The following is a 23,523-nucleotide window of genomic DNA, read 5'->3' as shown; positions in this document are numbered from 1 at the left end:
AAGGTTTCCCCTCGTGACCACTCCCGCCCGCAAGCGCGTCGACCAGCAGCGCTGGACGGTCCTGCTCCCGGTCCTGGGCCTGATCGCGCTGGGCGTGTCCGGGCTGGTCCTGCTCGGCCTCGGCACCTCCCGGACCGGCCTGCTGCCGATCCTGGTCGGCGCGGTGGCCGCGCTGCTGCCCGTGCTCGCCGTCATCGGCGCCTACCTGTGGGTCGACCGCTGGGAACCCGAACCCGCGAAGATCCTGCTGCTGGCGTTCTTCTGGGGCGCGTGCGGCGCGACGATCACCTCCCTGGTGTTCAACCAGACCGCGCACGTGCTCGGCCAGCTCATCGACGGCGGTGACGGCAGCACGTTCGCCGCCGTGGTGGGCGCGCCGATCACCGAGGAGGCCGCGAAGGCCGCGTTCATCGTGGTGCTGTTCCTGCGCCGCCGCCAGGAGTTCGACGGCGTGGTGGACGGCGTGGTCTACGCGGGCGTCACGGCCGCCGGCTTCGCGTTCACCGAGAACATCTGGTACTTCGCCCGCGTCTTCTCCGACAGCGGGTTCGGCGACCTGGGCAGCGGCGTGATCGCCCTGTTCATCCTGCGCGGCGTGCTCTCCCCGTTCGCGCACCCGCTGTTCACGTCGATGACCGGCATCGGCATCGGCATCGCGGCCATGACCGCGAGCCGCGGGGTCCGCGTCGTCGCGCCGGTCCTGGGCTACCTCGGCGCGGCCGGCCTGCACTCGCTGTGGAACTTCTCCACCACCGTCGGCACCGGCTCCACGTTCATCAACCTGTACTTCCTGATCATGGTGCCGATCTTCGCCGGCATGGTGCTCATGGTCGTCTGGCAGCGCCGCCGCGAGCAGCGCATCGTCGCGGGCCAGCTGCCCGCCATGGCCGCCAACAAGTGGATCGCCTCCAGCGAGGTGACCCTGCTGGCGAGCCTGCAGGGCCGCAGCCGGTGGCGGCGCACCGTGAAGCGCAAGGTCGGCGACGAGGCGGCCAAGGCCGTCGCGGGCTACCAGGTGGCCGCCACGGAACTGGCGTTCCTGCGGCACCGGATGGCCAACGGCACGGCGGGCCACGACGCCGACGCACGTCACGCCCAGCTGCTCGCCGCCCTCGTCGCCGCACGTCAGGCCGCCGTCGACGCGCCGGGTGCGCTGAAGGCCGCGGGTGGCGTTCGTCGCAGTTGACGGTTGCCCGCACCGCACCGGATTACGCTCGCGGCCGTCGTCCGGTACCCGAGCATCGGGACTGGAACGCCGCCCTGAAGGAGTACGTCGCATGGACGCGACCCCCCGCCCCGCGCGGTTGGCCGTGGGAGTCATCTCGGCCGGCCGAGTGGGTTCGGTGCTGGGTGCCGCGCTGGCCCGTGCGGGCCACGTCGTGAGCGCCGTCTCCGCCGTGTCCCGCGACTCGCTGCGCCGCGCCGAGGAACTGCTGCCCGACGTGCCCGTGCGGCCCGCGCCGGACGTCGCCGCCTCCGCCGACCTCGTGCTGCTCGCCGTGCCCGACGACGAGCTGGCCGGGCTGGTGCGCGGCCTGGTGGCCACCGGCTCGCTGCGCGCCGGGCAGATCGTCGTGCACACCAGCGGCGCGCAGGGCGTGCGGGTGCTGCGGCCCGCCGCCGAGCTGGGCGCGCTGTGCGTGGCGCTGCACCCCGTGATGACGTTCACCGGCCGGGTCGAGGACGTGCAGCGGATGAACGCCTGCTCCGTCGGCGTCACCGCGGCCGACGGCGACGACGTCGCCTGGCACGTCGGCGAGGCGCTGGTGGTGGAGATGTCCGCCGAACCCGTGCGCGTGCCCGAAGCGGCCCGCCCGCTCTACCACGCCGCCCTCGCCCACGGCGCCAACCACCTGATCACGCTGGTCGCCGACTGCGCCGACCTGCTGCGCGACGCGGGCATCGCCGACGCCGAGCGGATGCTCGGCCCGCTGCTGTCCGCCGCGCTGGACAACGCCCTGCGCCACGGCGACCGCGCCCTCACCGGCCCGGTCGCGCGCGGCGACGCGGGCACCGTGGCCAAGCACCTCGCGGTGCTCGCGGACACCGAAGCGCTGCCCGCGTACCGAATCCTCGCGCTCCGCACCGCGGCGCGCGCCCAGGCCGCCGGGCTGCTCAAGCCCGAGCTCGCGGCCGACGTCCGCACCACCCTCGAGGGACAGGCATGACCAAGCCGCTCACCAAGGACGACTACACGCCCGGCGACGTGACGGTGCACCGCGACCCCGAACGCCTGCGCCGCGTCACCAGGGCGTTGAAGGCGGCCGGTCGCAACATCGCGCTGGTGCCGACCATGGGCGCGCTGCACGAGGGCCACCGCAAGCTGATCCGCGAAGCCCAGGTCCTGCAGAACACCGTGGTCGTCGTCTCCATCTTCGTGAACCCGACCCAGTTCGGCCCGAACGAGGACTTCGACCGCTACCCGCGCAGCTTCGACTCCGATGTGGACATCTGCCGCGAGGAGCGCGTGGGCCTGGTGTTCGCGCCGTCGGTGGACGACATGTACCCGCCGGGCAGCACGGTCACCGTCGACCCGGGGCCGCTCGGCGACGAGCTGGAGGGCCGGACCCGGCCCGGCCACTTCACCGGCGTGCTCACCGTGGTCGCCAAGCTGTTCCACATCGTGCAGCCGACCTACGCGGTGTTCGGCGAGAAGGACTACCAGCAGCTCACGCTGATCCACCGGATGGCGCGCGACCTGAACTTCCCGCTCGACGTGGTCGGCGTGCCGACCGTGCGCGAGCCCGACGGCCTGGCGCTGTCCTCCCGCAACCGCTACCTGTCCGACCAGGAGCGCTCCGCCGCGACCGCGCTGTCCGCCGCCCTGGTGGCGGGCGCGCACGTCAGCGGCCGGGGCGCGGACGCCGTGCTGCGGGCCGCGCGCGACACCCTCGCCGCGGCGCCCGGCGTCGACCTCGACTACCTGGAGCTGCGCGCGCCCGACCTCGGCCCCGCGCCGGAGAACGGCGACGCCCGCCTCCTGGTGGCCGCCCGCGTCGGCTCGACCCGACTGATCGACAACGCCGCCGTGCTGCTCGGCACCGGTGACGAGTAAGGGGACCGCCATGTTCCGCACCATGCTCAAGTCGAAGATCCACCGGGCCACCGTCACCCAGGCCGACCTGCACTACGTCGGCTCGGTCACGGTGGACGAGGACCTGATGGAGGCCGCCGACCTGCTGGCGGGCGAGCAGGTCGCGATCGTGGACGTGACCAACGGCGCGCGCCTGGAGACCTACGTCATCCCCGGCGCGCGCGGCAGCGGCGTGATCGGCATCAACGGCGCGGCGGCGCACCTGGTCAAGCCGGGCGACCTGGTGATCCTCATCGCCTACGGGCAGATGGACGACGCCGAGGCGCGGGTGTACGAACCGAAGGTGGTCTTCGTCGACGCCGACAACAAGGTGGTCGAGCTCGGCGCGGACCCGGCGCACGCGCCGGAGGGTTCCGGGCTGGTGAACGGGTCGACGTCGGCCCGGGTCCCGGCGCAGCCCGAGCCGGTGGCGGCGGAGACCGAGGACGCGGCGGCGCTGGACGCGTTGATCCAGGCCGAGGACTAGTAGGCCGAGAAACAGGGGAGACCCGCAGTGCTGCTCGCCATCGACGTCGGCAACACCAACATCGTGCTGGGCCTGTACGACGGCACGGGTGACTCGGCCGCGCTCGTCCGGGACTGGCGGATGCGCACCGACGCCCGGATGACCGCCGACGAGCTGGCGCTGACCATGCGCGGCCTGCTCGGCGAGTACGCCGACAAGATCACCGGCATCTCGGCGCTGTCCACCGTGCCCGCGGTGCTGCGCGAGCTGCGCGTGATGCTCGGCCGGTACTACTCCGGCGTGCCGAAGGTGCTCGTGGAGCCGGGCGTGCGGACCGGTGTGCCGCTGTTGGTGGACAACCCCAAGGAGGTCGGCTCCGACCGGGTGATCAACACGTTGGCCGCGCACCACCTGCACAGCACCGCGTGCGTGGTGGTCGACTTCGGCACGTCCACGAACCTCGACGTGATCTCGGCCAAGGGCGAGTTCCTCGGCGGCGCGCTCGCGCCGGGCATCGAGATCTCCGTGGACGCGCTGGCGGCCCGTGCCGCCCAGCTGCGCAAGGTCGAGCTGGTGCGCCCCCGGTCGGTGATCGGCAAGAACACCGTGGAGTGCCTGCAGTCCGGCATCGTCTACGGGTTCGTCGGCCAGGTCGACGGCCTGGTGCGCCGGATCGTGGACGAGCTGCAGCTCAGCGAACCCGGTCCGGTCGCGGTCATCGCGACCGGCGGCCTCGCGCCCCTGGTGGTGTCCGAGTCGGCCACCATCCACTCGCACGTGCCGGACCTGACCCTGCTGGGCCTGCGGTTGGTGTTCGAGCGCAACCGCGCCTGATCGCCGCTGCCGCGCGGGCGGCGGTCACACCCGGCGCAGCCGCTTCACGTAGACGGTCAGGGGCAGGTCGAACTCGCCCTCGGCGGTTTCGGGGCGGGACTTGAGGAACGCGAGCATCCGCGCGTTCAGCTCGGCCCGCTCCGGCTCCGCGATCACCAGCGCGTGCGAGTGCGTGTTGACCATCGCCACCAGCGACTCGGCGGTGCGGCGGTCCACGTGCCCGAAGTCCCGCCGGACCGGGTCGGTGAACAGCTCGTGCTCCGTCACCGGGTCGAACTCCAGGTCGTCCTGCGCGCTCACGCTGGACTGCGCGACCCGGACGAACTCGCCGACCCACGGCACGGAGTCGTCGTAGTCGTTCCACAGCGCGGCCAGCACGCCGCCCGGCCGCAGCACCCGCGCGATCTCGGGCATCGCGCGTCGCGGGTCGAACCAGTGGAACGCCTGGCCGACGACCACGGCGTCGACCGTGCCGTCCGGCAACGGGATGCGCTCCGCGGTGCCGGGCAACGCGCGCGCCGCGCCGTGGTGGCGCACGAGTTCGGACAGCATCGCCTCGTCCGGCTCCACCGCCGTCACGTGGTGCCCCTCGGCGAGCAGGCCGCCGGTCAGCTTGCCCGTGCCGGCGGCCAGGTCGAGCACCTGGTGCGGCCCGCGGCCCAGCGGTTCCAGGATCCAGCGGATGGCTTCGGCGGGGTAGTCCGGTCGGTGTTCCGCGTACGCCGCGGCGCGCGCTCCGAAGGAGTTCGCCCGCCGGGCCCGCAAGTCGTCTCCGGTCACCACCCAGAGCCTAGTGAGATCCGGTTCGATTTCCCGAGCGGTCTTTCCGTACTCTTCGTCGTGTGAGTGAGCAGCCAGCGACCGGTTCCGCGACCAGCGACGACGATCTCCCCGAGCAGCTCAGGGTGCGCCGGGAGAAGCGGGCGCGACTGCTGGAACGCGGTGTCGACCCGTATCCGGTCGAAGTACCACGCACGCACACGTTGCGCGAGGTGCGCGAAGCGCATCAGGGCCTGGAACCGGACACGTCGACCGGTGACGTGGTCGGCGTGACGGGCCGGGTCATGTTCATCCGCAACACCGGCAAGTTGTGCTTCGCGACGCTGCGCGAGGGCGACGGCACCGAACTGCAGGCCATGCTGAGCCTGAACGGCGTCGGCGAGCAGGCGCTGGCCGAATGGAAGTCCGACGTCGACTTGGGCGACCACGTATTCGTGCACGGCGAGGTCATCACGTCCCGCCGCGGCGAACTGTCGGTGATGGCGGACCGCTGGTCGATGACGGCGAAGGCGTTGCGCCCGTTGCCGGTCGCGCACAAGGAACTCGCCGAGGAAACCCGCATTCGCCAGCGGTACGTGGATCTCATCCTGCGCGAGCAGGCCCGCAACACGGTGCGCAACCGGGCCGCGGTGGTGCGGTCGTTGCGGGAGTCGTTCCACCGGCGCGGTTTCGTCGAAGTCGAGACCCCGATGTTGCAGACGTTGCAGGGTGGCGCGAGCGCCCGGCCGTTCGTGACCCGGTCCAACGCGCTGGACATCGACCTGTTCCTGCGGATCGCGCCGGAGCTGTACCTGAAGCGGTGCGTGGTCGGCGGTATCGAGAAGGTCTTCGAGATCAACCGCAACTTCCGCAACGAGGGCATGGACTCGTCCCATTCGCCCGAGTTCTCGATGCTGGAGTACTACGAGGCGTACGCCACGTACGACACGAACGCGGTGCTGACCCGCGAGCTGATCCAGGAAGCCGCGATGGCGGTGGCCGGTTCGCACGTGGTGACGCTGGCCGACGGTTCCGAGTACGACCTCGGCGGCGAGTGGACGACGTTGAGCATGTACGACTCGTTGTCCGAGGCGGCCGGCGAAGAAGTCACGCCCGAAACTTCTTCGGAGCGGCTGCGAGAGCTCGCCGACAAGCACGGCTTGGAGACCGACCCGAAGCTCGGCCACGGCAAGCTGGTCGAGGAGCTGTGGGAGCACCTGGTCGGTGACACCCTGCACGCGCCCACGTTTGTGCGTGATTTCCCGGTGGAGACCTCGCCGCTCACCCGCCAGCACCGCAGCCGGCCGGGCGTGGCCGAAAAGTGGGACCTCTACGTGCGCGGATTCGAGTTGGCCACGGGATACTCGGAACTGGTGGACCCCGTGGTGGAGCGGGAGCGGCTGGAAGCCCAGGCCCGCCTCGGCGCCACCGGCGACGTCGAGGCCATGCCGGTCGACGAAGACTTTCTGCGATCACTGGAGTACGGAATGCCACCGAGCGGTGGTGTGGGAATGGGCATCGACCGGCTGCTGATGGCGCTCACCGGTCTCGGTATCCGGGAGACGATCCTGTTCCCCCTCGTGCGCCCGGAATGAGTAACTTCTCGGACTCCGGGCGGCGCATTCCCGCACTTGTGCGCTAACCTGCACTCGCCAATGCTTTAGGTCGCGGTCGGGGAACACCGCGCATTCGAGTCCAGGAGGATACGCATGGCGCAGAAGGTCACCGTGACCCTGGTCGATGACCTGGACGGTGGGAAGGCCGAGGAGACGGTCGGCTTCGGATTGGACGGTGTGTCCTACGAGATCGACCTTTCTGCGGACAATGCGTCCAGGCTCCGCGACGCTCTCGCCGACTTCGTCGCCAGTGCCCGCAAGGCGGGTGGCCGCAAGCGCGGCCCGGGTCGTCCGGCCGGTGTGAAGGCGGCTCGTCCGGCTTCGGCGGATCGCGAGCAGAACCAGGCGATTCGGGAGTGGGCCCGCAAGCAGGGCATGAAGGTGTCCGATCGCGGTCGCATCCCGGCCGAGGTGCTGGAGGCTTACCACCAGCAGGGCTGACGCGACGTGCGGGACGTGGCCCAGGCCACGGCAATTACGTCAATCGACGAAGGGGCACCGGATTCTTCCGGTGCCCCTTCGTTGTTTTTCCGGGTCGGCCGCGGTGTTTGAAGATCCATTCCGCGTCCGGCGATGAGCGGATCAGGCGACCGTGCACCCAGGTGATCTTCGACTCGCCCGTTCGGCGGCACTCAGCGTGCCCGGCGGTGACCGGTGCGTGTTCGGTTAGGCTCACCTCACCGAAGGTCGGGTCGCGGTGGGAGGAGCGAGCGCGTTGGCCCTCCGCAGCACCCGCCTGGCCCTGCTCGTCGGCCTCCTGGTCCTGGTCGCGCTGGCCAGCGTCGCCATCGGCGCGAAGGACATCCCGCTCGCCGACGTCTGGCACGCGCTGACCGCGCCCACCGGGCTGGAGAACGACCTGGTCGTGCGCGAGCTGCGGGTGCCGCGCACGGTGATCGGCATCGCGGTCGGGGTGGCGCTGGGCGTCGGCGGCGCGCTGATGCAGGGCCACACCCGCAACCCGCTGGCCGACCCCGGCATCCTCGGCGTCACGCAGGGCGCGGCGTTCGCCGTCGTGCTGTCGATCTTCACGTTGGGCGTGACCAGCCTCTACGGGTACGTGTGGTTCGCGTTCGGCGGCGCGTTGGCGGCCAGCGTCGTGGTGTTCCTGCTCGGCTCCGGGCGCAGCGGGCCGACCCCGGTCACGCTGGCGCTGGCCGGCGCGGCGGTCAGCGCGCTCATGCACGGCCTGGTGTCGGCGCTGGTGCTGCTGGACCGGCAGAGCCTCGACGCGTTCCGGTTCTGGCAGGTCGGCGGCATCGGCGGGCGCGACGTCGAGCTGCTGTGGCAGGTGCTGCCGTTCCTGGTGCTCGGGCTGGTGCTGGCGGGCGCGAACGCGGCCGGGCTGAACGCGCTGGCGCTCGGTGACGACGTGGCCAGGTCGCTGGGGCAGCGGGTGGTGGCGACCCGGGTCGTCGGGGTGGTCGCCACGACGTTGCTGGTGGGCGGTGCGGTGGCGGTGTGCGGGCCGATCGGGTTCCTCGGGCTGGTCGTGCCGCACGCGGCGCGCGCCCTGACCGGGCCGGACTACCGGTGGCTGCTGCCGTTCGCCGGGGTGATCGGGGCGATCGTGCTGCTGGTGGCGGACGTCCTCGGGCGGGTCGTCACCCGGCCGGGTGAACTGGAGGTCGGGGTCGTGATGGCCCTGGTCGGCGCGCCGTTCTTCATCGCCCTGGTGCGGCGGCGGAAGCTGGTGAAGCTGTGAAGGGCTTCCGGGTCGGGCCCGTGTCCGGTCCGCTGCGGTGGCGGCCGTTCGCCCTGGTGGTCGTGGGGCTGGGGCTGGTCGTGCTGGCGGGTGCGGTGAGCGTGGCGCGCGGCGACTTCCCGATCCCGTTGGGGCAGGTGTTCGACGTGCTGCTGGGCGGCGGGCAGCGGGGCCAGCGGTTCATCGTGCTGGACCTGCGGTTGCCGCGGGCGTTGACCGGGGTGTTCGTGGGCGCGGCGCTCGGGGTGGCGGGCGCGATCTTCCAGTCGATCGCGCGCAACGCGCTGGCCAGCCCGGACATCCTCGGCGTTACGTGGGGTGCCGGTGCGGGTGCGGTCACCGTGATCACGTTCGCCGGGTCGATGGGCGCGGTCGGCGGGACCACGGCGGCGGTCGGCGTGCCGCTGGCGGCGCTGGGCGGCGGGCTGCTGGCCGGGCTGCTCGTCTACGGCCTGGCGTGGCGGCGCGGGATCGAGGGGTTCCGGCTGGTGCTCGTCGGCATCGGCATCTCGGCCGTGACCGGCAACTTCACCCACTACCTGCTGACCGTCGGCGACGTGACCGACGCGGCGCGGGTGATGGTGTGGATCACCGGCAGCCTCAACGGGCGCGGGTGGGAGCACGTCGTGCCGGTCGGGGCGGCGCTGGCGGTGCTGATCCCGGCGGCCCTGGTCGGGTCGAGGCTGCTGGGCGCGCTGCGGTTCGACGACGACACCGTGCGCGGGCTGGGCGTGCGGCTCGACGGTGCGCGCGGCGTGATGCTGCTGCTGGCGGTCGTGCTGGCGGCGGTGGCCACCGCTTCGGCCGGGCCGGTGGCGTTCGTGGCGCTGGCGTCACCGCAGATCGCGCTGCGGCTGGCCGGGACCGCCACGCCGCCGCTGCTGGGCTCCGCCGTGGTCGGCGGGCTGCTCGTGGTGGTGTCGGACCTGGTCGCGCGGCTGGCGTTCGGCGGGTTCGAGCTGCCGGTCGGCGTGGTGACCGCGGTGCTCGGCGCGCCGTACCTGATGTACCTGCTCGTCCGCAGTCGCCGGGAGGCACGGGTATGACCGCTGTTCGGCTTCAGGCGCAGTCGCTGTCCGTCGGGTACGGGGAGAGGCTGGTGGTGTCGGAGCTGGACCTGGACGTGCTGTCCGGTTCGGTGACGGCGGTGATCGGCCCGAACGGGTGCGGCAAGTCGACGTTGCTGCGGGCGTTGGGGCGGTTGCTGCCGGCGCGGGCCGGTGCCGTGGTGCTGGACGGCAAGCGCATCGACCGCACGCCGACCCGTGAGGTGGCGAAGGTGCTGGCGATGCTGCCGCAGTCGCCGCAGGCACCCGAGGGGTTGACCGTGGCCGAGCTGGTCGCGCGCGGGCGGCACCCGCACCAGGCGTGGTACCGGCAGTGGTCGCCGCAGGACGAGGCGGCGGTGGCGTCGGCCCTGGAGATGACGGGCATGGCGGAGCTGGCCGAGCGGACCGTGGACGAGCTCTCGGGCGGGCAGCGGCAGCGGGCGTGGCTCTCGATGGCCCTGGCTCAGGGCACCGACCTGCTGCTGCTGGACGAGCCGACGACCTACCTGGACCTGGCGCACCAGATCGACGTGCTCGACCTGGTGCAGCGGCTGCACCGGGAGTTCGGCCGGACCGTGGTGATGGTGCTGCACGACCTGAACCTGGCCGCCCGCTACGCCGACCGCCTGGTCGCGATGAAGGACGGCCGGATCGTGGTGGCCGGCGCACCGTCCGCGGTGCTGACCGAGGAGAACCTGCTGGAGGTCTTCGGCCTGGCCGCCCGCGTCGTCCCCGACCCGGTCACGGGCACCCCGCTGGTCGTCCCGATCGGCCACCTCCACCGCACACCTGAGCGTTGAACCCGGGTGTTCCGAACGTAGGACACACGCGACCTGGACGTAGGACTCTCGCGCGAGTCCTACGTTCGGAACGCGAGTGTCCTGCGTTCGGGACGGGCGAGTTGAACGCTCGGGGTGCTCAGCAGACGCGGGGGCAGGTGGAGCAGGCTTCGGCGTTCGGCAGGACGTAGTGGAAGCAGCAGCTCTCGCGGCGGCGGGTCCAGCCGGTCTCGGTGGCCTTCAGGGTCGACGCCGAGGTGAACGGGTCCAGCTTGGCCGGCAGCAGCAGCGCCGAGTCCATCACGCCGCCCGTCTCGTCGCCGCACAGCTGACCCGCCGTCCACGCCGCGGTGTCCAGGGCGTCGGTCGCCGCGGCCCACAGCATCCGCCGCCCCAGCCGCACGGTCGGCCCGAACGCGGCCACGAACCGGGCGCTGTGCGCGGCGAACCGGGCCCGCATCAGCGCCGCCAGCGCCGTCTCGTCGGCCACCACGGTCGCCGCCGGGTGGTCGCCCTCGGGGTCGTCGGGCAGGCACGCGAAGTCGTCGCTGAGCAGCGCCAGGCCGACCACGTGCGGCCGGCCCTCCGCCGCCACCTTGATCGCCACGTCCTCGGGCCGCAGCGACGGCACGCGCCGCGCCGTGTGGAACAGCAGGCCGCCCAGGACGCCGACGACGTTGAGGTACCAGCTCATGACGTACCCGGCGGTGGTGCGGTCGGGCGCCTCGCCGTACTGCTCGCGCAGCCACTCGGCCAGCGCCTTGCGCCACGCGTCGAACCGCTCCGGCTCGCCGGTGAGATCCGAGCACAGCACCCAGTCCCCGCGCTGCGCCGGCAACCCGAACCGCAGCTCGAACCCCTCGTACAGCGACAGCCGCCCCAAGGACCGCGCGACGGGCGTCATCACGTCGCACGCGGTCGTCCTCACCGGTACGGTCATGTCCAGAAGGTCCTCGTCGGTTCCAGTTGGCAGGGGAGCGTGGGGTTGAGGCTTGCCTAACCTTACCGAGGTTCCCCTAACTCGCACCGCGGCGGTGACCCCGGTCACCCCCGGTGTCGCCGAACGGTTGAATGTTCGCGCTCAGCGGACAACACCCGTTCCGTGGAATCTGCCTGGCAGATCACGCGTTGGTACCGATGTCAGAGATCCCCGAAGACGGCTGCCTGCGATCGGGAACTGAGAGTGTCGGGGCTGACGACTACAGTGGTCCCACGGTGCCGCGCTCTCCACGGTCAGCCAGACGGTCGGCCAGGGGTGAGCCCGAGGACCGCCGGCGCAGCAGTCAGGGAGTGCGAATGTTCGAAAGGTTCACCGACCGCGCGAGGCGGGTGGTTGTCCTGGCCCAGGAAGAGGCCAGGATGCTCAACCACAACTACATCGGCACCGAGCACATCCTCCTGGGGTTGATCCACGAGGGTGAAGGTGTCGCCGCCAAGGCGCTGGAGTCGTTGGGGATCGCGCTGGAGGGCGTCCGCCAGCAGGTCGAGGAGATCATCGGCCAGGGCCAGCAGGCCCCGTCCGGCCACATCCCCTTCACCCCGCGCGCCAAGAAGGTGCTCGAGCTGTCGCTGCGCGAGGCGCTTCAGCTCGGTCACAACTACATCGGCACGGAGCACATCCTGCTCGGCCTGATCCGCGAGGGCGAGGGCGTCGCCGCGCAGGTGCTGGTCAAGCTGGGCGCGGACCTCAACCGGGTGCGCCAGCAGGTCCTCCAGCTCCTGTCCGGCTACTCCGGCGGCAAGGAGCCCGCCGAGTCCGGCGGCCGCGGTGAGGGCACCCCGTCCTCGTCCCTGGTCCTCGACCAGTTCGGGCGCAACCTGACCGCCAGCGCGCGGGAGGGCAAGCTCGACCCGGTGATCGGGCGCACCAAGGAGATCGAGCGGGTCATGCAGGTGCTGTCCCGCCGCACCAAGAACAACCCGGTCCTGATCGGCGAGCCCGGCGTGGGCAAGACCGCCGTGGTCGAGGGCTTGGCCCAGATGGTGGTCAAGGGCGAGGTGCCCGAGACGCTGAAGGACAAGCAGCTCTACACGCTGGACCTGGGTTCGCTGGTCGCGGGCTCGCGCTACCGCGGTGACTTCGAAGAGCGCCTGAAGAAGGTGCTCAAGGAGATCCGCACGCGCGGCGACATCATCCTGTTCATCGACGAGATCCACACCCTGGTCGGCGCCGGCGCGGCCGAGGGCGCGATCGACGCCGCGTCGATCCTCAAGCCCATGCTGGCCCGCGGCGAGCTGCAGACCATCGGCGCGACCACGCTCGACGAGTACCGCAAGTACGTCGAGAAGGACCCCGCGCTGGAGCGCCGGTTCCAGCCGATCCAGGTCGGCGAGCCGTCGCTGGAGCACACGATCGAGATCCTCAAGGGTCTGCGGGACCGGTACGAGGCGCACCACCGCGTCTCGATCACCGACGCCGCGCTGGTCGCCGCGGCGACGCTGGCCGACCGGTACATCAACGACCGGTTCCTGCCGGACAAGGCGATCGACCTGATCGACGAGGCGGGCGCGCGGATGCGCATCCGCCGGATGACCGCGCCGCCGGACCTGCGCGAGTTCGACGAGAAGATCGCCGACGTGCGCCGGGACAAGGAGTCCGCGATCGACGCGCAGGACTTCGAGCGCGCCGCGAAGCTCCGTGATCAGGAGAAGACCCTGCTGGGCCAGAAGGCCGAGCGGGAGAAGCAGTGGAAGGACGGCGACCTCGACGTCGTCGCCGAGGTGGACGACGAGCAGATCGCCGAGGTGCTGGCGAACTGGACCGGCATCCCCGTGTTCAAGCTCACCGAGGAGGAGACCACGCGTCTGCTCCGCATGGAGGACGAGCTGCACAAGCGGATCATCGGCCAGGTCGACGCGGTCAAGGCCGTGTCGCAGGCGATCCGCCGCACGCGGGCCGGCCTGAAGGACCCGAAGCGGCCTTCCGGCTCGTTCATCTTCGCCGGCCCGTCCGGTGTCGGTAAGACCGAGCTGTCCAAGGCGCTGGCGAACTTCCTGTTCGGCGAGGACGACGCCCTGATCCAGATCGACATGGGCGAGTTCCACGACCGCTACACGGCGTCGCGGCTGTTCGGTGCCCCTCCCGGCTACGTCGGCTACGAAGAGGGCGGCCAGCTCACCGAGAAGGTGCGCCGCAAGCCGTTCTCCGTGGTGCTGTTCGACGAGATCGAGAAGGCGCACCAGGAGGTCTACAACACGCTGCTCCAGGTGTTGGAGGACGGCCGCCTGACCGACGGTCAGGGCCGGACGGTGGACTTCAAGAACACCGTCATCATCTTCACGTCCAACCTGGGCACGTCGGACATCAGCAAGGCCGTGGGCTTGGGCTTCACCTCGGGTCAGGACACCGCGTCCAACTACGAGCGCATGAAGAACAAGGTCAACGACGAGCTGAAGAAGCACTTCCGGCCCGAGTTCCTCAACCGCATCGACGACATCATCGTCTTCCACCAGCTCACGCAGGACGAGATCATCAAGATGGTGGACCTGATGATCGCCCGCGTCGAGCAGCAGTTGAAGAACAAGGACATGGCGATCGAGCTCACCGATCGCGCGAAGAAGCTGCTGGCCAAGCGCGGGTTCGACCCCGTGCTGGGCGCCCGGCCGCTGCGTCGCACGATCCAGCGCGAGATCGAGGACCAGCTGTCGGAGAAGATCCTGTTCGGGGAGATCCAGCCCGGCCAGATCATCATCACCGACGTCGAGGGCTGGGACGGCGAGTCCGAGGCCGACGACAAGGCGCACTTCACCTTCCGCGGCGAGACCAAGCCGCTGCGGGTGCCGGACGCCCCGCCGGTCGACCTGGCCGCCTCCGGTGGCGACTCGGGCGGCGACTCGGACTCCGAGTCCGCCTGACGCACGGCCGACGAAACGCCCCCCGGGTTCGCCCGGGGGGCGTTTCGCGTGCTCAGGGGGTCAGTGCAGGACGCCCGCGGTGGTGCGCAGGTCGGTGGACGTGGTCAGCGCCGTGCGGATGACCAGCTCCAACGCCCGGGCCGTGGTGGTGACGGGCAGGCTGGGGTGGCCGCCCGCCTCGGCCTGCTCCGGCGAGAACGGCACGTGCACGAACCCGCCGCGCACGTCCGGGTGCTCGGTCGCGATGAGGTGCATGAGGCCGTAGAACACGTGGTTGCACACGAACGTGCCCGCCGAGTGCGACACCGAGGCGGGGATCCCCTCGGCCCGCAACGCGGCCACGCACGCCTTCACCGGCAGCCCGGTGAAGTACGCCGCCGGACCGCCCGGCACGACCGGCTCGTCGATCGGCCGCGCGCCCGCGTTGTCCGGGATCCGGGCGTCGTCCAGGTTCACCGCGACGCGTTCCGGCGTGATCCCGACCCGGCCGCCCGCCTGCCCCGCGCACACCACCAGGTCGTAGGCGCGGGCGGCCAGGGCGGCGCGCAGCGCGGCGATCGAGTCCCCGAACACGCACGGCAGCCGCAGCTTCGTCAGCCGGTAACCGTCCGGTCGCACCGCGTCGACCGCGTCCCACGACGGGTTGGTCACCTCGCCGCCGAACGGTTCGAAGCCCGTCAGCAAAACGTCCACTCGGGCAGACTAGATCGTGTGGTCGACACCGGGGAACGCCGCACCAGGCGCAAGAGCACGACGTTCCTGCTGGTGGTGGCGGCCGTCGCGGTCCTGCTCGCCGCGTTCACCCGGCTGCTGGGCATCGACGGCACCCGGCACATGGTCGCCACGACGGCCCTCACGCCCTACTTCACCGCCGCCGGGGTCGTGCTGGGCGTGCTGGCGCTGCTGCTGCGGCGCTGGGCGGTCGGCACGGTCACGCTGCTGGTCGCCGTGGTGCTGGTGGCGGCCGTCGCGCCGCGGGCGTTCCCGGACCCGCGGCCGGTCGGCGTGGGCCGCGAGGTGACCGTGATGGCGGCGAACCTGCTGGTCGGCAAGGCCGAGGCGGAAGCGGTGGTGGCCGCGGTGAAGGCGCACCGCGTGGACGTGCTGGCCATGCAGGAGCTGACCCCCGCGATGGTGCGCGACCTCGAGCGCGCGGGCCTGGACGAGGTGCTGCCCCACCGGCACTTCCTGGACGAGCCGGGCGGCTCGGGGTCGGGCATCGCGTCCCGCTACCGGGTGTCGCCCCGCACGCTCACCCCGCCGAGCACGTTGCGCCAGGCGGGTGCGCTGGTCGACCTGCCGGGCCGAGACCTGGAGGTGCTGTCGGTGCACCCGCTGCCGCCCGTGGTGGACGCGGGGCCGCGGACGTGGCAGCGCGACCTGGCCGGCCTGCCGGAACGGGAGCTGGACGGCCCGGTGCGCGTGCTCGCGGGCGACTTCAACGCCACCCTCGACCACGTCGGCCTGCGCCGGCTGCTCGCCACGGGCTACGTGGACGCCGCCGACGAGACCGGCGCGGGCCTGCACCCGACCTGGCCGTCGGGCGGCGCGCTGTGGCCGCCGCCCGTGGCGATCGACCACGTGCTCGTGGACGACCGGTGCCCGGTGGAGGCGTTCACCGTCGTCGACGTGCCCGGCTCGGACCACCGGGCCGTGGTCAGCCGATTCGTCGTGCCAGCTCCGTGAGCGCCTCCAGCGCGCCCAGCGGCAGCGACACCCCGCGACCGTGCCGCACCTGCGGCTCACGCGGGTTGATCCTGATCAACGCCCCGGACGCGGCGCTGGCCAGCTCCGCTTGACGCCGCACGGTCGGCACCGCGACACCGGCCCCGACCTCGAGCACGACCAGGTCGCGCCGCCCTCGCCGCCACTGCGCGAGCGCGTCCAACGCCTTCTGCGACGGCCCGCCGATCCACGACCAGTCGCCGAACATGAGGATGTTCGGCCGCGCCAGCCCACCGCAGTTGCGGCACGACGGCAGCGGACCGGTCGCGCGCATCGTCTCCGGGTCGACGTCCACCGCGACGTCGTCGGCGGGCCACACGTCGTCCGTGCACGGCTCCACGCACTGGAGGTGGTGGATCGACCCGTGCACCTCGGCCACGTCGGCGAACCCGGCCCGCTGGAACTGGCCGTCCACGTTCGAGGTGAACACCCGCGCGCCCCACTCCCGCAGCACGCGGAACCCGTCGTGCGGCGTCGTGCGCCGGTACAGGTCGAGCCGGTGCCCGTAGAAGCCCCACGCGAGGGTGGGGTCCTCCACGAAGTGCACCGGGTCGGCGAGCTCCTCGAACCGCAGGCCGAGCCGTTCGTAGGGCGGGTAGGCCTGCCAGAAGCCGGTGGCGCCGCGGAAGTCGGGCAGGCCCGAGTCCACGCCCATCCCGGCGCCCGCGCACACCAGTACCGCGTCGGCGGAGGAGATCAGCTCCGCCGCGCGGTCGAGCGCCTCGTTCACCCCCGCCGGGTCACTTCTTCGGCTCGGAGCTGAGCACGACCTCGAACTCCAGCAGGTCCGACCCGGTGCCGACGGGCTTGGCCCGCTCGCCCGAGTGCGCTTCCTTGGCCCGGCCGCCCATCCAGTTCTGGAAGTCCTCCTCGGACTCCCACTGCGTCACCACGAAGTACCGGTCGTCGCCCTTGACCGGCCGCAGGAGCTGGAAGCCGAGGAAACCGGGTTCGGAGTCGACCGCGCCGAGCCGCGCGGCGAACCGCTTCTCCAGCTCCGGGCCCGAGCCGTCGGGCACGTGGATCGCATTGATCTTCACAACCGCCATGCCCCGACGTTACTGCGCTTCGCCGGTTCGCGTCTCGTGGCGGGCCCGGTGGGCGCGGACCTTGTGGCGGTTGCCGCAGCGCTCCATCGAGCACCAGCGGCGGTTGCCCGACCGGGAGGCGTCCACGAACAGCAGTTGGCAGTTCGACCCGGAGCACTCGCGCACGCCGCCGCCGGCCACCAGCTCGACCGCGTCACGGGCCGCCGCGCCCAGCACCTGCCCGCCGGTGATGGGCTTGGCCCAGGTCAACGTGCGCGTCCGCGGGTCGACGACCGGCCGCGGCGTCTCGGCGGTGGCCGCGTTGAGCACGTCGAGGTCGGCGGCCGGCAGGTCGGCGCCGCGCGCCATGGCCCGCGCGACCCGCCAGAACGCGTCACGCAGCCGTTTCACCGCGTCCAGCTCGGCTTCGGTGACGCGCACGTCGGCCGCGGTGAACGGCGCGGTCGCGGCCAGGCGGGAGTCGGCCAGCCACGCCGCCAGGTCGTGCGGCGCGTGCAGCTGCTCGAACACGCCCAGCTCGCCCGGACCGCCGCTGACCAGCAGTTCCATCGCGAAGCTGCCGGGGTCGAAGCGGAAGCTCTGCCCGTCCGGGCGGGTCAGCGTCCTCGTCCACGTGGCCACGTAACCACTGTAGCCAGTTACCGACGCAGCGGGCCGGGGTAGAGGAACTCGTCGGCGGGCACCTCGTCGCCCCGGAACCACGCGGCGAAGAAACCGCCCAGGTCCAGCCCCGACACCCGCTCCACGTGCGCCTCGAACTCCGGCCACGACGCGTTGCCGCCCCGGTGCTCGGCCACCCACTCCTTGAGCACCCGGTCGAACGCGGGGTCGCCGACCTGGCGGCGCAACGCGTGCAGCGCGAGCTGGCCCTTGTCGTAGACGCCGCGGAACTCGTTGCCCCGGCCCATGTCGTAGAGCTTGCGGCCCCAGTACGTCTCGCGGTCGCCCACGCGCTCCACCTCCGCGCGGTACCGGTCGTCGAGGTCCACGCCCTCCTCGGCCTCGGCCCACAGCCACTGCGCGTAGGAGGCGAAGCACTCGTTGAGGCAGATGTCGGCCCAGTTCTCCAGGCTCACCGAGTCGCCGAACCACTGGTGGGCGTTCTCGTGCACGACGGTGTCGAGGTCGGCCCACCCGGCGTAGATCGGGCGGGTCTGGGTCTCCAGCGAGAAGCCGATGTTGTCGGCCAGGAAGATCCCGCCCGCCGAGGAGAACGGGTAGGGCCCGAACTTCTCCGCCAGGAACCCGAGCACCTCCGGCAGCCGCCGCTGGTGCTGCCTGGCGTTCTCCGCGCCGGGCGCGTAGGCGTCCACGACCGGCGTGCCGTCGGGCAGCGCGGACCGCTCCACGGTCCACCGGTCGATCGCGATCGTGGTCAGGTAGGTGGCCATCGGCTGCTCGGCGACCCAGCGGAACGAGGTCCAGCCGCCGTCGGTGGTGGAACCCGCCTCGACGCCGTTGGAGATCACCGACCAGCCTTCCGGCACGCGGGCGGTCAACGCGAACGACGCCTTGTCGCGCGGGGTGTCGTTGGCCGGGAACCAGGTGGTCGCCGAGTGCGGCTCGCCGGCCGCGAACGCGCCGCCGCTGGAGGAGGTCTGCCAACCGCTGCGGCCCAACGCGCGGTCGGTGAACAGGGTCGGCTCCCCGCCGTACCGGACGGTGGCGGTGAACTCCTCGCCGGCGGTCAGGGGACGCGCGGGCGTGATCACCAGCTCGTGGTCGCCCTCCTGGCGGAACTGAGCCCCCTGGTCACCCACGTCCACCCCGTCGACCTTGAGCGAGTACAGGTCGAGGTTGAACCGGGACAGGTCGGCGGCGGCCTTCGCGGTGATCTTCGCGACCCCGTCCAGCCGCTTCGTCGCCGGGTCGTAGGTGACCGACACGTCGTAGCCGACGACGTCGTAGCCGGTGTTGCCGTCCTGCGGGTAGTACGCGTCGCCCGCGCCGTCGCCGCCCTCGGCGTCCACCACCGGGGGCGCGGTCGTGCCGGTCGACGTCGGCGCGGCGGCCGTCGGCTCGTCGCGCGGCAGCTTCGCCACCACGATCCCGGCCACCACCAGCACCACGATGACGACGATCAGGTACGGGCGTGCCTTGGGGCTGATGGCCATGCCGACATGATGCACGCATGAGCGTTGCGGAGTTCGGGGGATCGGGGCAGGGCATCCTGCTGCTCCACGGCCTGATGAGCCGGGCGAGCACGTGGTGGACGGTGGCGCAGTGGCTCAAGCCCTACGGGCGGGTGGTGGCGCCGGACGCGCGCGGCCACGGCCGCAACCCCGTGCGGGGGCCGTTCCGGACGGAGGACTTCGTGGCCGACGCGGCGGAGGTGATCGAGCGGCACGACCTCGCGCCCGCCGTGGTGATCGGGCACTCGATGGGCGGGCTGCACGCGTGGGCGCTCGCCGCGACCCGGCCCGACCTGGTGCGCGCGGTCGTCGCCGAGGACGTCGTGCCGGACAACCGCGGCCGCTCGGTCGAGGAGTGGAAGTGGTACTTCGACGCCTGGCCCGCCGCGTTCGAGTCGTTGGCGCACGTGCGGACGGTCGTGGACGTGCCGCGGGTGGAGGAGATGTTCGAGGAGCGCGAGGACGGCTGGCACCTCATCGCGCACCTGCCCGACCTGTACGAGATCGCCTCCGAGTGGGGCGAGCGGGCGTACTGGGACTTCGTGGACGCCATCCGGTGCCCGATGCTGGTGGTCGAGGCCGGGCGGGGCGGGCTGCGCGCCGGGCAGATGGCCGAGGTGGCGCGGCGGACCGGGGCGGCGCACGTGGTCGTGCCGGAGTCCGGGCACGTGGTGCACGACGAGGCGCCGGAGGTCTACCGGGGCGCGGTGGAGGCGTTCCTGAGCGGGTCGATCGACCCGGTCTGAGTGTCCACGATCGCCATCTCGCGGGTCTTGGCGCGGATCGGCGTGATCGGGTGCAGCTCGGCGAACGCCGCCTTCACCTCCGCGTCCTCGCCGGTGAGCAGCGGGCAGTGCGGCACCCAGTTGCCCGGCAGGTGCTGGGCGTTGGGGTGCTTGACGCGGCCCGCCAGGACGTCGTGCACGGCCGAGTGCACCGCCAGCAGCTCGGCGTCCACCACCGCGCCGAGCTGGAGGGCGTTCTCCGTGGCGCTGAGCGTGTGCAGCCAGACGTCGGGCACCCACAGCCGGGACAGCTCGTCGCGCAGCTCGGCCCGCACCTTCGGCCCGATCGCGCCCGCCGCCGCGTAGGTCAGGTGCGGCGGCAGCTCGGACCGCGCGCCGATCCGCCGCCACAGCGACCGCACGGCCTGCTCGGCCTCGGCGTCGAAGAACACCACCAGGGCGTGCACGGTCAGTGCTCCCCGGGCAGCGCGAACAGGCCCGCGTCGGTCTGCTCGACCAGGCCGTCGACCAGCAGCGAGTGCAGGCAGCGGTCCCGCTGGCCCGCGTCCGACCAGACCACGTCCAGCCGGGCCTTCGCCACCGGCTCGCTGGTGCCGCGCAGCACGTCCAGCAGCAGGCCGCGCACCTGCCGGTCGGTGCCCGCGAACTTCTGCACCGCCTTGGCCGGGCCGTCGTAGGCCGGGCGGCCCGCCCGCTGCCACGCGCACGCGTCGAACACCGGGCAGTCGGCGCACTTGGGCGCGCGGGCCGTGCAGACCAGGGCGCCCAGCTCCATCAGCGCGGCCGAGTAGACGGCGGCGTGCTCGTCGGGCAGCAGCGCTTCGACGTCCTTGAGGTCCTTGGTGGTGGACGGCGGGCCCGCGTCACCCGCGCCGTGCACGGCCCGTGCCACGACCCGGCGCACGTTCGTGTCGACCACCGGGCACTTCCGCCCGTAGGCGAACGCCGCCACCGCCCGCGCGGTGTACGCGCCGATGCCGGGCAGCGCGAGCAGGGTGTCCACGTCGCTCGGGACGACGTCGCCGTGGTGCTCGGCGATGGCCTGCGCGGCGGCGTGCAGGCGCAGCGCGCGGCGCGGGTAGCCGAGCTTGCCCCAGGCCCGCAGCACCTCGCCCTGGCTCGCCTTGGCCATCGCCGACGGCGTGGGCCAGCGGGCCAGCCACTCGTGCCAGATCGGTTCGACCCGGGCCACCGGGGTCTGTTGCAGCATGATCTCGCTGACCAGCACGCCCCAGGCCGTGCACTCCGGCCGTCGCCAGGGCAGGTCGCGGGCGGTGTCGGCGAACCAGTCGAGGAGGAGCTCGGCGTCCAGGCTCATAGCGCCGCACAGTCTCCCACGGCCGGTCCGCCGACCGGTCAGACGACCTCGGTCAGCACGCCCGTGCGCACGTCGTAGACGAAGCCGCGCACGGTGTCGCGGTGCGGCAGGAAGGCGCTGCGCCGGACCCGGTTCACCGACCCGCGCACGCTGTCCTTCACCTCGCGGAACGCCTCCACCGACCACGTCGGGCGCAGGCCGGAGTCGCGTTCCAGCTCGTCCTTGAAGTCGTCCTCGGTGACCAGCTGGAGGCCGCAGTCCGTGTGGTGCACCAGCAGCACCTCGCGGGTGCCGAGCTTGCGCTGGCTCAGCGCCAGCGAGCGGATCATGTCGTCGGTGACCACGCCGCCCGCGTTGCGCAGCACGTGCGCCTCGCCCTGCTTGAGGCCGAAGATCTCGAACACCCGGATCCGGGAGTCCATGCACGTCAGGATGGTCACCTGCATCGAGGGCTTCGGCGTGGACCGGTCGCCGGGGACGATGTCGCCCAGCTCGGCGTTGCGGCGGAGCAGCTCGTCGATCGCGGTCATCGCACACCCTCTCGTCGGTGTCTCCCGGATTGGAACCCGCGTCCCGCATGGCGGGCAAGCGGATCGGGCCAACCTCACGTTCACCACATCGGGTGACCGATGCCTTACCCGGCAATTCCACGCGACCCGGCTACTTTCGACCGCGTGACCGAGCACACAGGTCCGCACATGCGGTCGGTGTACTGGCGGCGCCGCGCGCTCGCCGTCGCCGGGTCGCTGGTCGCGCTGGTCGGTGTGGTGTGGGCGGTGGGCGCGCTGATCGGCCGCGGCGACCCGGCGCCGGTGGTCGTGCGGCCGTCCAGCCCGCCGGAGCCGGCCGCCACGCCGGTGGTCGCCCCGTCGTCGGTGACCACGCCGCCCCCGGCGCCCAGCCCCGTCGTGACGCCGTCGCCGACCCTGCCGCCGGGTCCGCCGCCGCCGTGCGAGGACGCCCAGGTGGCCGTGGCGGCGGAGGTGGGCGAGCCGTCGACGCCCGCCGGCCAGCCCGTCCGCTTCACCATCGCCGTGTCCAACACCGGGCCGCTGCCGTGCGCGAAGGAGATCGGGCGGCACGTGCGCGAGCTGGTCGTGACGAGCGCGGACGGCGCCACCCGGCTGTGGTCGAGCAACGACTGCTTCGCCACCGAGGGCTCCGAGGTGCGCGTGATGCGGCCGGGCGAGCGGTTCACCTACAGCCTGCAGTGGGCGGGCAGCACGTCCGAACCGGGCTGCCGCAAGCACTCCCGGCTGGGCGCGGGCGACTACCTGCTCACCGCGGTCGTGGCGGGCAAGGCGAGCAACCCGGTGATCTTCCGCGTCACGTGAGGCCCACCGGCGCTTGGGCCCGCCACCCGAGCGCGGGACCCAGCGCGGTGGCGATGTCGGTGAGGATCTGCACGTAGTCGTCGTGCTCGAAGGTGAACGGCAGCGCGAACGCCACCTCGTCGACCTCGCGGAAGGCGGCGTGGTCGTGCAGGCGCTCGGCGATCTGCCCGGAGGTGCCGACGAAGTCGGGGGAGAACAGCAGCCCGGCCGGGCCCTGCGGCTCGGCGGTGCGGGGCAGGCGCGCGGCCGCGTAGTCGTGGTACTTCGCGCGCTGCCCGGCGGTGGCCGAGTCGGTCGGGATGACGACGAGGCCCTGGGAGACGCGGGCGCGCACGCCGTCGGGGTGGGCGGCGCGGAACGCCCTGATGTGCTCGCGCTGGATGTCGGCGAAACCCGTGCGGCCCTCGGCCTTCACGACGCTGCTGACGAGCAGGTTCATCCCGTGCTCGCCCGCCCAGCGGGCCGAGGCCAGGCTGCCCGCGCCGTACCAGAGGCGGTCGGCCAGGCCGGGGGAGTGCGGCTGGACGCGGTCGGAGAAGACCTCGATGCCCTCCGTGCCGCGGAAGTCGGTCACGGGCTCGCCGCGCACGTGGGCGAGCAGCCGTGCCACGCGCCGGTGGCCGAAGTCCTCGGCGTCCGCGGTGTCCGGGTAGAGGGCCTCCCGGACCCGGTCGAAGCCCATCGGCGGCCCGGCGCTGACCCCGGGGTTGAGCCGCCCGCCGGACAGCACGTCGACCGTGGCCAGGTCCTCGGCCAGGCGCAGCGGGTTCTCCCAGCCCAGCGGGATGACGGCGGTGCCCAGCTCGATGCGGCTGGTCCGCTGGGTCGCGGCGGCCAGCACGGCGACCGGCGAGGAGATGCCGAACTGGAGGTGGCGGTGGCGCACCCAGGCGCTGTCGAACCCCAGCCGCTCGCCGAGCTCGATCACCCGCAACGTCGACTCGTGCCCGCGGGCGGGGTCGGCCTCGTCGAACAGGCCGATGGTCAGGAAACCCAGCTTGCGCAACGGCTCGGAAGGTGGCGGCACCCCTCGATTGTCGCCCTCCGGCGCGGCCGGTCCACCTGGTGGAACGCGGTGGCGGG

The 23,523-nt window shown here is 72.3% G+C and carries 25 protein-coding genes; 14 read left to right on the top strand and 11 right to left on the bottom strand.

The window, feature by feature from the left end:
• Positions 1–13: 13 nt before the first annotated feature.
• The 5 genes from LZG04_RS32805 to LZG04_RS32785 all read left to right on the top strand — a co-directional run bounded on the left by LZG04_RS32805 (position 14) and on the right by LZG04_RS32785 (position 4,373).
• Positions 14–1,186 carry a PrsW family intramembrane metalloprotease gene (locus LZG04_RS32805; protein WP_233824437.1) on the top strand — a complete coding sequence of 391 codons (1,173 nt, stop codon included), beginning with the start codon at positions 14–16 and terminating at the stop codon, positions 1,184–1,186.
• Positions 1,187–1,277: 91 nt separating this feature from the next.
• Positions 1,278–2,168 (top strand): Rossmann-like and DUF2520 domain-containing protein, encoded by an 891-nt coding sequence (locus LZG04_RS32800; RefSeq protein WP_233824435.1) that lies wholly within the window; start codon positions 1,278–1,280, stop codon positions 2,166–2,168.
• Entirely contained in the window at positions 2,165–3,055 is an 891-nt protein-coding gene (gene panC / locus LZG04_RS32795) for a pantoate--beta-alanine ligase (protein ID WP_233824433.1), read from the top strand. The genes LZG04_RS32800 and panC overlap by 4 nt, the downstream gene beginning before the upstream one ends.
• Before the next feature lie 10 nt (positions 3,056–3,065).
• A complete protein-coding gene (panD, locus tag LZG04_RS32790) occupies positions 3,066–3,560 on the top strand; it encodes an aspartate 1-decarboxylase (protein ID WP_233824431.1) in 495 nt (164 codons plus the stop codon).
• A gap of 27 nt (positions 3,561–3,587) precedes the next feature.
• Positions 3,588–4,373, top strand: a complete 786-nt coding sequence (locus LZG04_RS32785; protein WP_233824429.1) for a type III pantothenate kinase — start codon at positions 3,588–3,590, stop codon at positions 4,371–4,373.
• A gap of 24 nt (positions 4,374–4,397) precedes the next feature.
• Here LZG04_RS32785 and LZG04_RS32780 read toward each other — a convergent pair whose 3' ends face one another.
• Positions 4,398–5,153: a class I SAM-dependent methyltransferase gene (locus LZG04_RS32780; protein ID WP_233824427.1), complete on the bottom strand. Its 756-nt coding sequence runs from the start codon at positions 5,151–5,153 to the stop codon at positions 4,398–4,400.
• 62 nt (positions 5,154–5,215) lie between these two features.
• On the opposite strand from LZG04_RS32780, the gene lysS reads away from it, so the two are divergent.
• The 5 genes from lysS to LZG04_RS32755 all read left to right on the top strand — a co-directional run bounded on the left by lysS (position 5,216) and on the right by LZG04_RS32755 (position 10,302).
• Positions 5,216–6,727 (top strand): lysine--tRNA ligase, encoded by a 1,512-nt coding sequence (lysS, locus tag LZG04_RS32775; protein WP_233824425.1) that lies wholly within the window; start codon positions 5,216–5,218, stop codon positions 6,725–6,727.
• Positions 6,728–6,841: 114 nt separating this feature from the next.
• Positions 6,842–7,189 carry an Lsr2 family protein gene (locus LZG04_RS32770; RefSeq protein ID WP_073886911.1) on the top strand — a complete coding sequence of 116 codons (348 nt, stop codon included), beginning with the start codon at positions 6,842–6,844 and terminating at the stop codon, positions 7,187–7,189.
• Between the two features lie 256 nt (positions 7,190–7,445).
• A complete protein-coding gene (locus LZG04_RS32765; protein WP_233824423.1) occupies positions 7,446–8,453 on the top strand; it encodes an iron ABC transporter permease in 1,008 nt (335 codons plus the stop codon).
• Complete coding sequence (locus LZG04_RS32760) at positions 8,450–9,499, top strand: iron chelate uptake ABC transporter family permease subunit (RefSeq protein WP_233824421.1); 1,050 nt, start codon at positions 8,450–8,452, stop codon at positions 9,497–9,499. The genes LZG04_RS32765 and LZG04_RS32760 overlap by 4 nt, the downstream gene beginning before the upstream one ends.
• Positions 9,496–10,302 carry an ABC transporter ATP-binding protein gene (locus LZG04_RS32755; RefSeq protein ID WP_233824419.1) on the top strand — a complete coding sequence of 269 codons (807 nt, stop codon included), beginning with the start codon at positions 9,496–9,498 and terminating at the stop codon, positions 10,300–10,302. Before LZG04_RS32760 ends, LZG04_RS32755 begins: the two co-directional genes overlap by 4 nt.
• 118 nt (positions 10,303–10,420) lie before the next feature.
• Here the strand turns inward: LZG04_RS32755 and LZG04_RS32750 are convergent, their stop codons facing one another.
• Complete coding sequence (locus LZG04_RS32750; RefSeq protein WP_233824417.1) at positions 10,421–11,221, bottom strand: (2Fe-2S)-binding protein; 801 nt, start codon at positions 11,219–11,221, stop codon at positions 10,421–10,423.
• Between the two features lie 356 nt (positions 11,222–11,577).
• Here LZG04_RS32750 and LZG04_RS32745 point away from each other — a divergent pair, with 356 nt between their 5' ends.
• On the top strand, positions 11,578–14,136 hold the full coding sequence (locus LZG04_RS32745) for an ATP-dependent Clp protease ATP-binding subunit (RefSeq protein WP_233824415.1): 2,559 nt from the start codon (positions 11,578–11,580) through the stop codon (positions 14,134–14,136).
• Between the two features lie 60 nt (positions 14,137–14,196).
• Here the strand turns inward: LZG04_RS32745 and pcp are convergent, their stop codons facing one another.
• A complete protein-coding gene (gene pcp, locus LZG04_RS32740; RefSeq protein WP_233824413.1) occupies positions 14,197–14,829 on the bottom strand; it encodes a pyroglutamyl-peptidase I in 633 nt (210 codons plus the stop codon).
• 18 nt (positions 14,830–14,847) lie between these two features.
• Between pcp and LZG04_RS32735 the strand changes: the two genes are divergently transcribed.
• Positions 14,848–15,822, top strand: coding sequence for an endonuclease/exonuclease/phosphatase family protein (locus LZG04_RS32735; RefSeq protein ID WP_233824411.1), 975 nt, complete (start codon positions 14,848–14,850; stop codon positions 15,820–15,822).
• On the opposite strand, the gene LZG04_RS32730 is transcribed toward LZG04_RS32735, so the two are convergent.
• From LZG04_RS32730 to LZG04_RS32715, 4 genes are read right to left on the bottom strand one after another with little or no spacing between them, the layout of a single operon-like run.
• Positions 15,794–16,591: a Sir2 family NAD-dependent protein deacetylase gene (locus LZG04_RS32730; RefSeq protein ID WP_233824409.1), complete on the bottom strand. Its 798-nt coding sequence runs from the start codon at positions 16,589–16,591 to the stop codon at positions 15,794–15,796. The genes LZG04_RS32735 and LZG04_RS32730 overlap by 29 nt on opposite strands.
• A 10-nt stretch (positions 16,592–16,601) precedes the next feature.
• Positions 16,602–16,910 (bottom strand): antibiotic biosynthesis monooxygenase, encoded by a 309-nt coding sequence (locus LZG04_RS32725; RefSeq protein ID WP_233824407.1) that lies wholly within the window; start codon positions 16,908–16,910, stop codon positions 16,602–16,604.
• Positions 16,911–16,919: 9 nt separating this feature from the next.
• A complete protein-coding gene (locus tag LZG04_RS32720) occupies positions 16,920–17,531 on the bottom strand; it encodes a CGNR zinc finger domain-containing protein (protein ID WP_233824405.1) in 612 nt (203 codons plus the stop codon).
• A 17-nt stretch (positions 17,532–17,548) separates the two neighbouring features.
• On the bottom strand, positions 17,549–19,024 hold the full coding sequence (locus LZG04_RS32715; protein WP_233824403.1) for a M1 family metallopeptidase: 1,476 nt from the start codon (positions 19,022–19,024) through the stop codon (positions 17,549–17,551).
• Positions 19,025–19,041: 17 nt separating this feature from the next.
• Here LZG04_RS32715 and LZG04_RS32710 point away from each other — a divergent pair, with 17 nt between their 5' ends.
• Positions 19,042–19,788: an alpha/beta fold hydrolase gene (locus LZG04_RS32710; protein WP_233824401.1), complete on the top strand. Its 747-nt coding sequence runs from the start codon at positions 19,042–19,044 to the stop codon at positions 19,786–19,788.
• On the opposite strand, the gene LZG04_RS32705 is transcribed toward LZG04_RS32710, so the two are convergent.
• From LZG04_RS32705 to LZG04_RS32695, 3 genes are read right to left on the bottom strand one after another with little or no spacing between them, the layout of a single operon-like run.
• Entirely contained in the window at positions 19,737–20,234 is a 498-nt protein-coding gene (locus LZG04_RS32705; protein ID WP_233824399.1) for a 2'-5' RNA ligase family protein, read from the bottom strand. The genes LZG04_RS32710 and LZG04_RS32705 overlap by 52 nt on opposite strands.
• A gap of 2 nt (positions 20,235–20,236) precedes the next feature.
• Positions 20,237–21,106 (bottom strand): A/G-specific adenine glycosylase, encoded by an 870-nt coding sequence (locus tag LZG04_RS32700; RefSeq protein ID WP_233824397.1) that lies wholly within the window; start codon positions 21,104–21,106, stop codon positions 20,237–20,239.
• A gap of 38 nt (positions 21,107–21,144) precedes the next feature.
• Positions 21,145–21,636: a carbonic anhydrase gene (locus LZG04_RS32695; RefSeq protein WP_233824395.1), complete on the bottom strand. Its 492-nt coding sequence runs from the start codon at positions 21,634–21,636 to the stop codon at positions 21,145–21,147.
• A gap of 144 nt (positions 21,637–21,780) precedes the next feature.
• Here LZG04_RS32695 and LZG04_RS32690 point away from each other — a divergent pair, with 144 nt between their 5' ends.
• Positions 21,781–22,440: a hypothetical protein gene (locus tag LZG04_RS32690; protein ID WP_233824393.1), complete on the top strand. Its 660-nt coding sequence runs from the start codon at positions 21,781–21,783 to the stop codon at positions 22,438–22,440.
• Here LZG04_RS32690 and LZG04_RS32685 read toward each other — a convergent pair.
• On the bottom strand, positions 22,433–23,467 hold the full coding sequence (locus LZG04_RS32685; RefSeq protein ID WP_233824391.1) for an LLM class flavin-dependent oxidoreductase: 1,035 nt from the start codon (positions 23,465–23,467) through the stop codon (positions 22,433–22,435). The genes LZG04_RS32690 and LZG04_RS32685 overlap by 8 nt on opposite strands.
• Between the last annotated feature and the right edge of the window lie 56 nt (positions 23,468–23,523).

The sequence above is a fragment of the Saccharothrix sp. S26 genome (genome assembly GCF_021390395.1).
In the GTDB taxonomy this organism is placed as follows: Bacteria; Actinomycetota; Actinomycetes; order Mycobacteriales; family Pseudonocardiaceae; genus Actinosynnema.
This window is presented reverse-complemented; position numbering and strand designations above follow the sequence as displayed.

Bases quoted from the DNA above. Each gene is read 5' to 3' on its own strand.
- LZG04_RS32800 (WP_233824435.1), top strand. From the start codon at position 1,278: ATGGACGCGACCCCCCGCCCCGCGCGGTTGGCCGTGGGAGTCATCTCG.
- panC (WP_233824433.1), top strand. From the start codon at position 2,165: ATGACCAAGCCGCTCACCAAGGACGACTACACGCCCGGCGACGTGACG.
- panD (WP_233824431.1), top strand. From the start codon at position 3,066: ATGTTCCGCACCATGCTCAAGTCGAAGATCCACCGGGCCACCGTCACC.
- LZG04_RS32770 (WP_073886911.1), top strand. From the start codon at position 6,842: ATGGCGCAGAAGGTCACCGTGACCCTGGTCGATGACCTGGACGGTGGG.
- LZG04_RS32755 (WP_233824419.1), top strand. From the start codon at position 9,496: ATGACCGCTGTTCGGCTTCAGGCGCAGTCGCTGTCCGTCGGGTACGGG.
- LZG04_RS32750 (WP_233824417.1), bottom strand. From the start codon at position 11,221: ATGACCGTACCGGTGAGGACGACCGCGTGCGACGTGATGACGCCCGTC.
- LZG04_RS32745 (WP_233824415.1), top strand. From the start codon at position 11,578: ATGTTCGAAAGGTTCACCGACCGCGCGAGGCGGGTGGTTGTCCTGGCC.
- LZG04_RS32725 (WP_233824407.1), bottom strand. From the start codon at position 16,910: ATGGCGGTTGTGAAGATCAATGCGATCCACGTGCCCGACGGCTCGGGC.
- LZG04_RS32715 (WP_233824403.1), bottom strand. From the start codon at position 19,024: ATGGCCATCAGCCCCAAGGCACGCCCGTACCTGATCGTCGTCATCGTG.
- LZG04_RS32710 (WP_233824401.1), top strand. From the start codon at position 19,042: ATGAGCGTTGCGGAGTTCGGGGGATCGGGGCAGGGCATCCTGCTGCTC.
- LZG04_RS32700 (WP_233824397.1), bottom strand. From the start codon at position 21,106: ATGAGCCTGGACGCCGAGCTCCTCCTCGACTGGTTCGCCGACACCGCC.
- LZG04_RS32695 (WP_233824395.1), bottom strand. From the start codon at position 21,636: ATGACCGCGATCGACGAGCTGCTCCGCCGCAACGCCGAGCTGGGCGAC.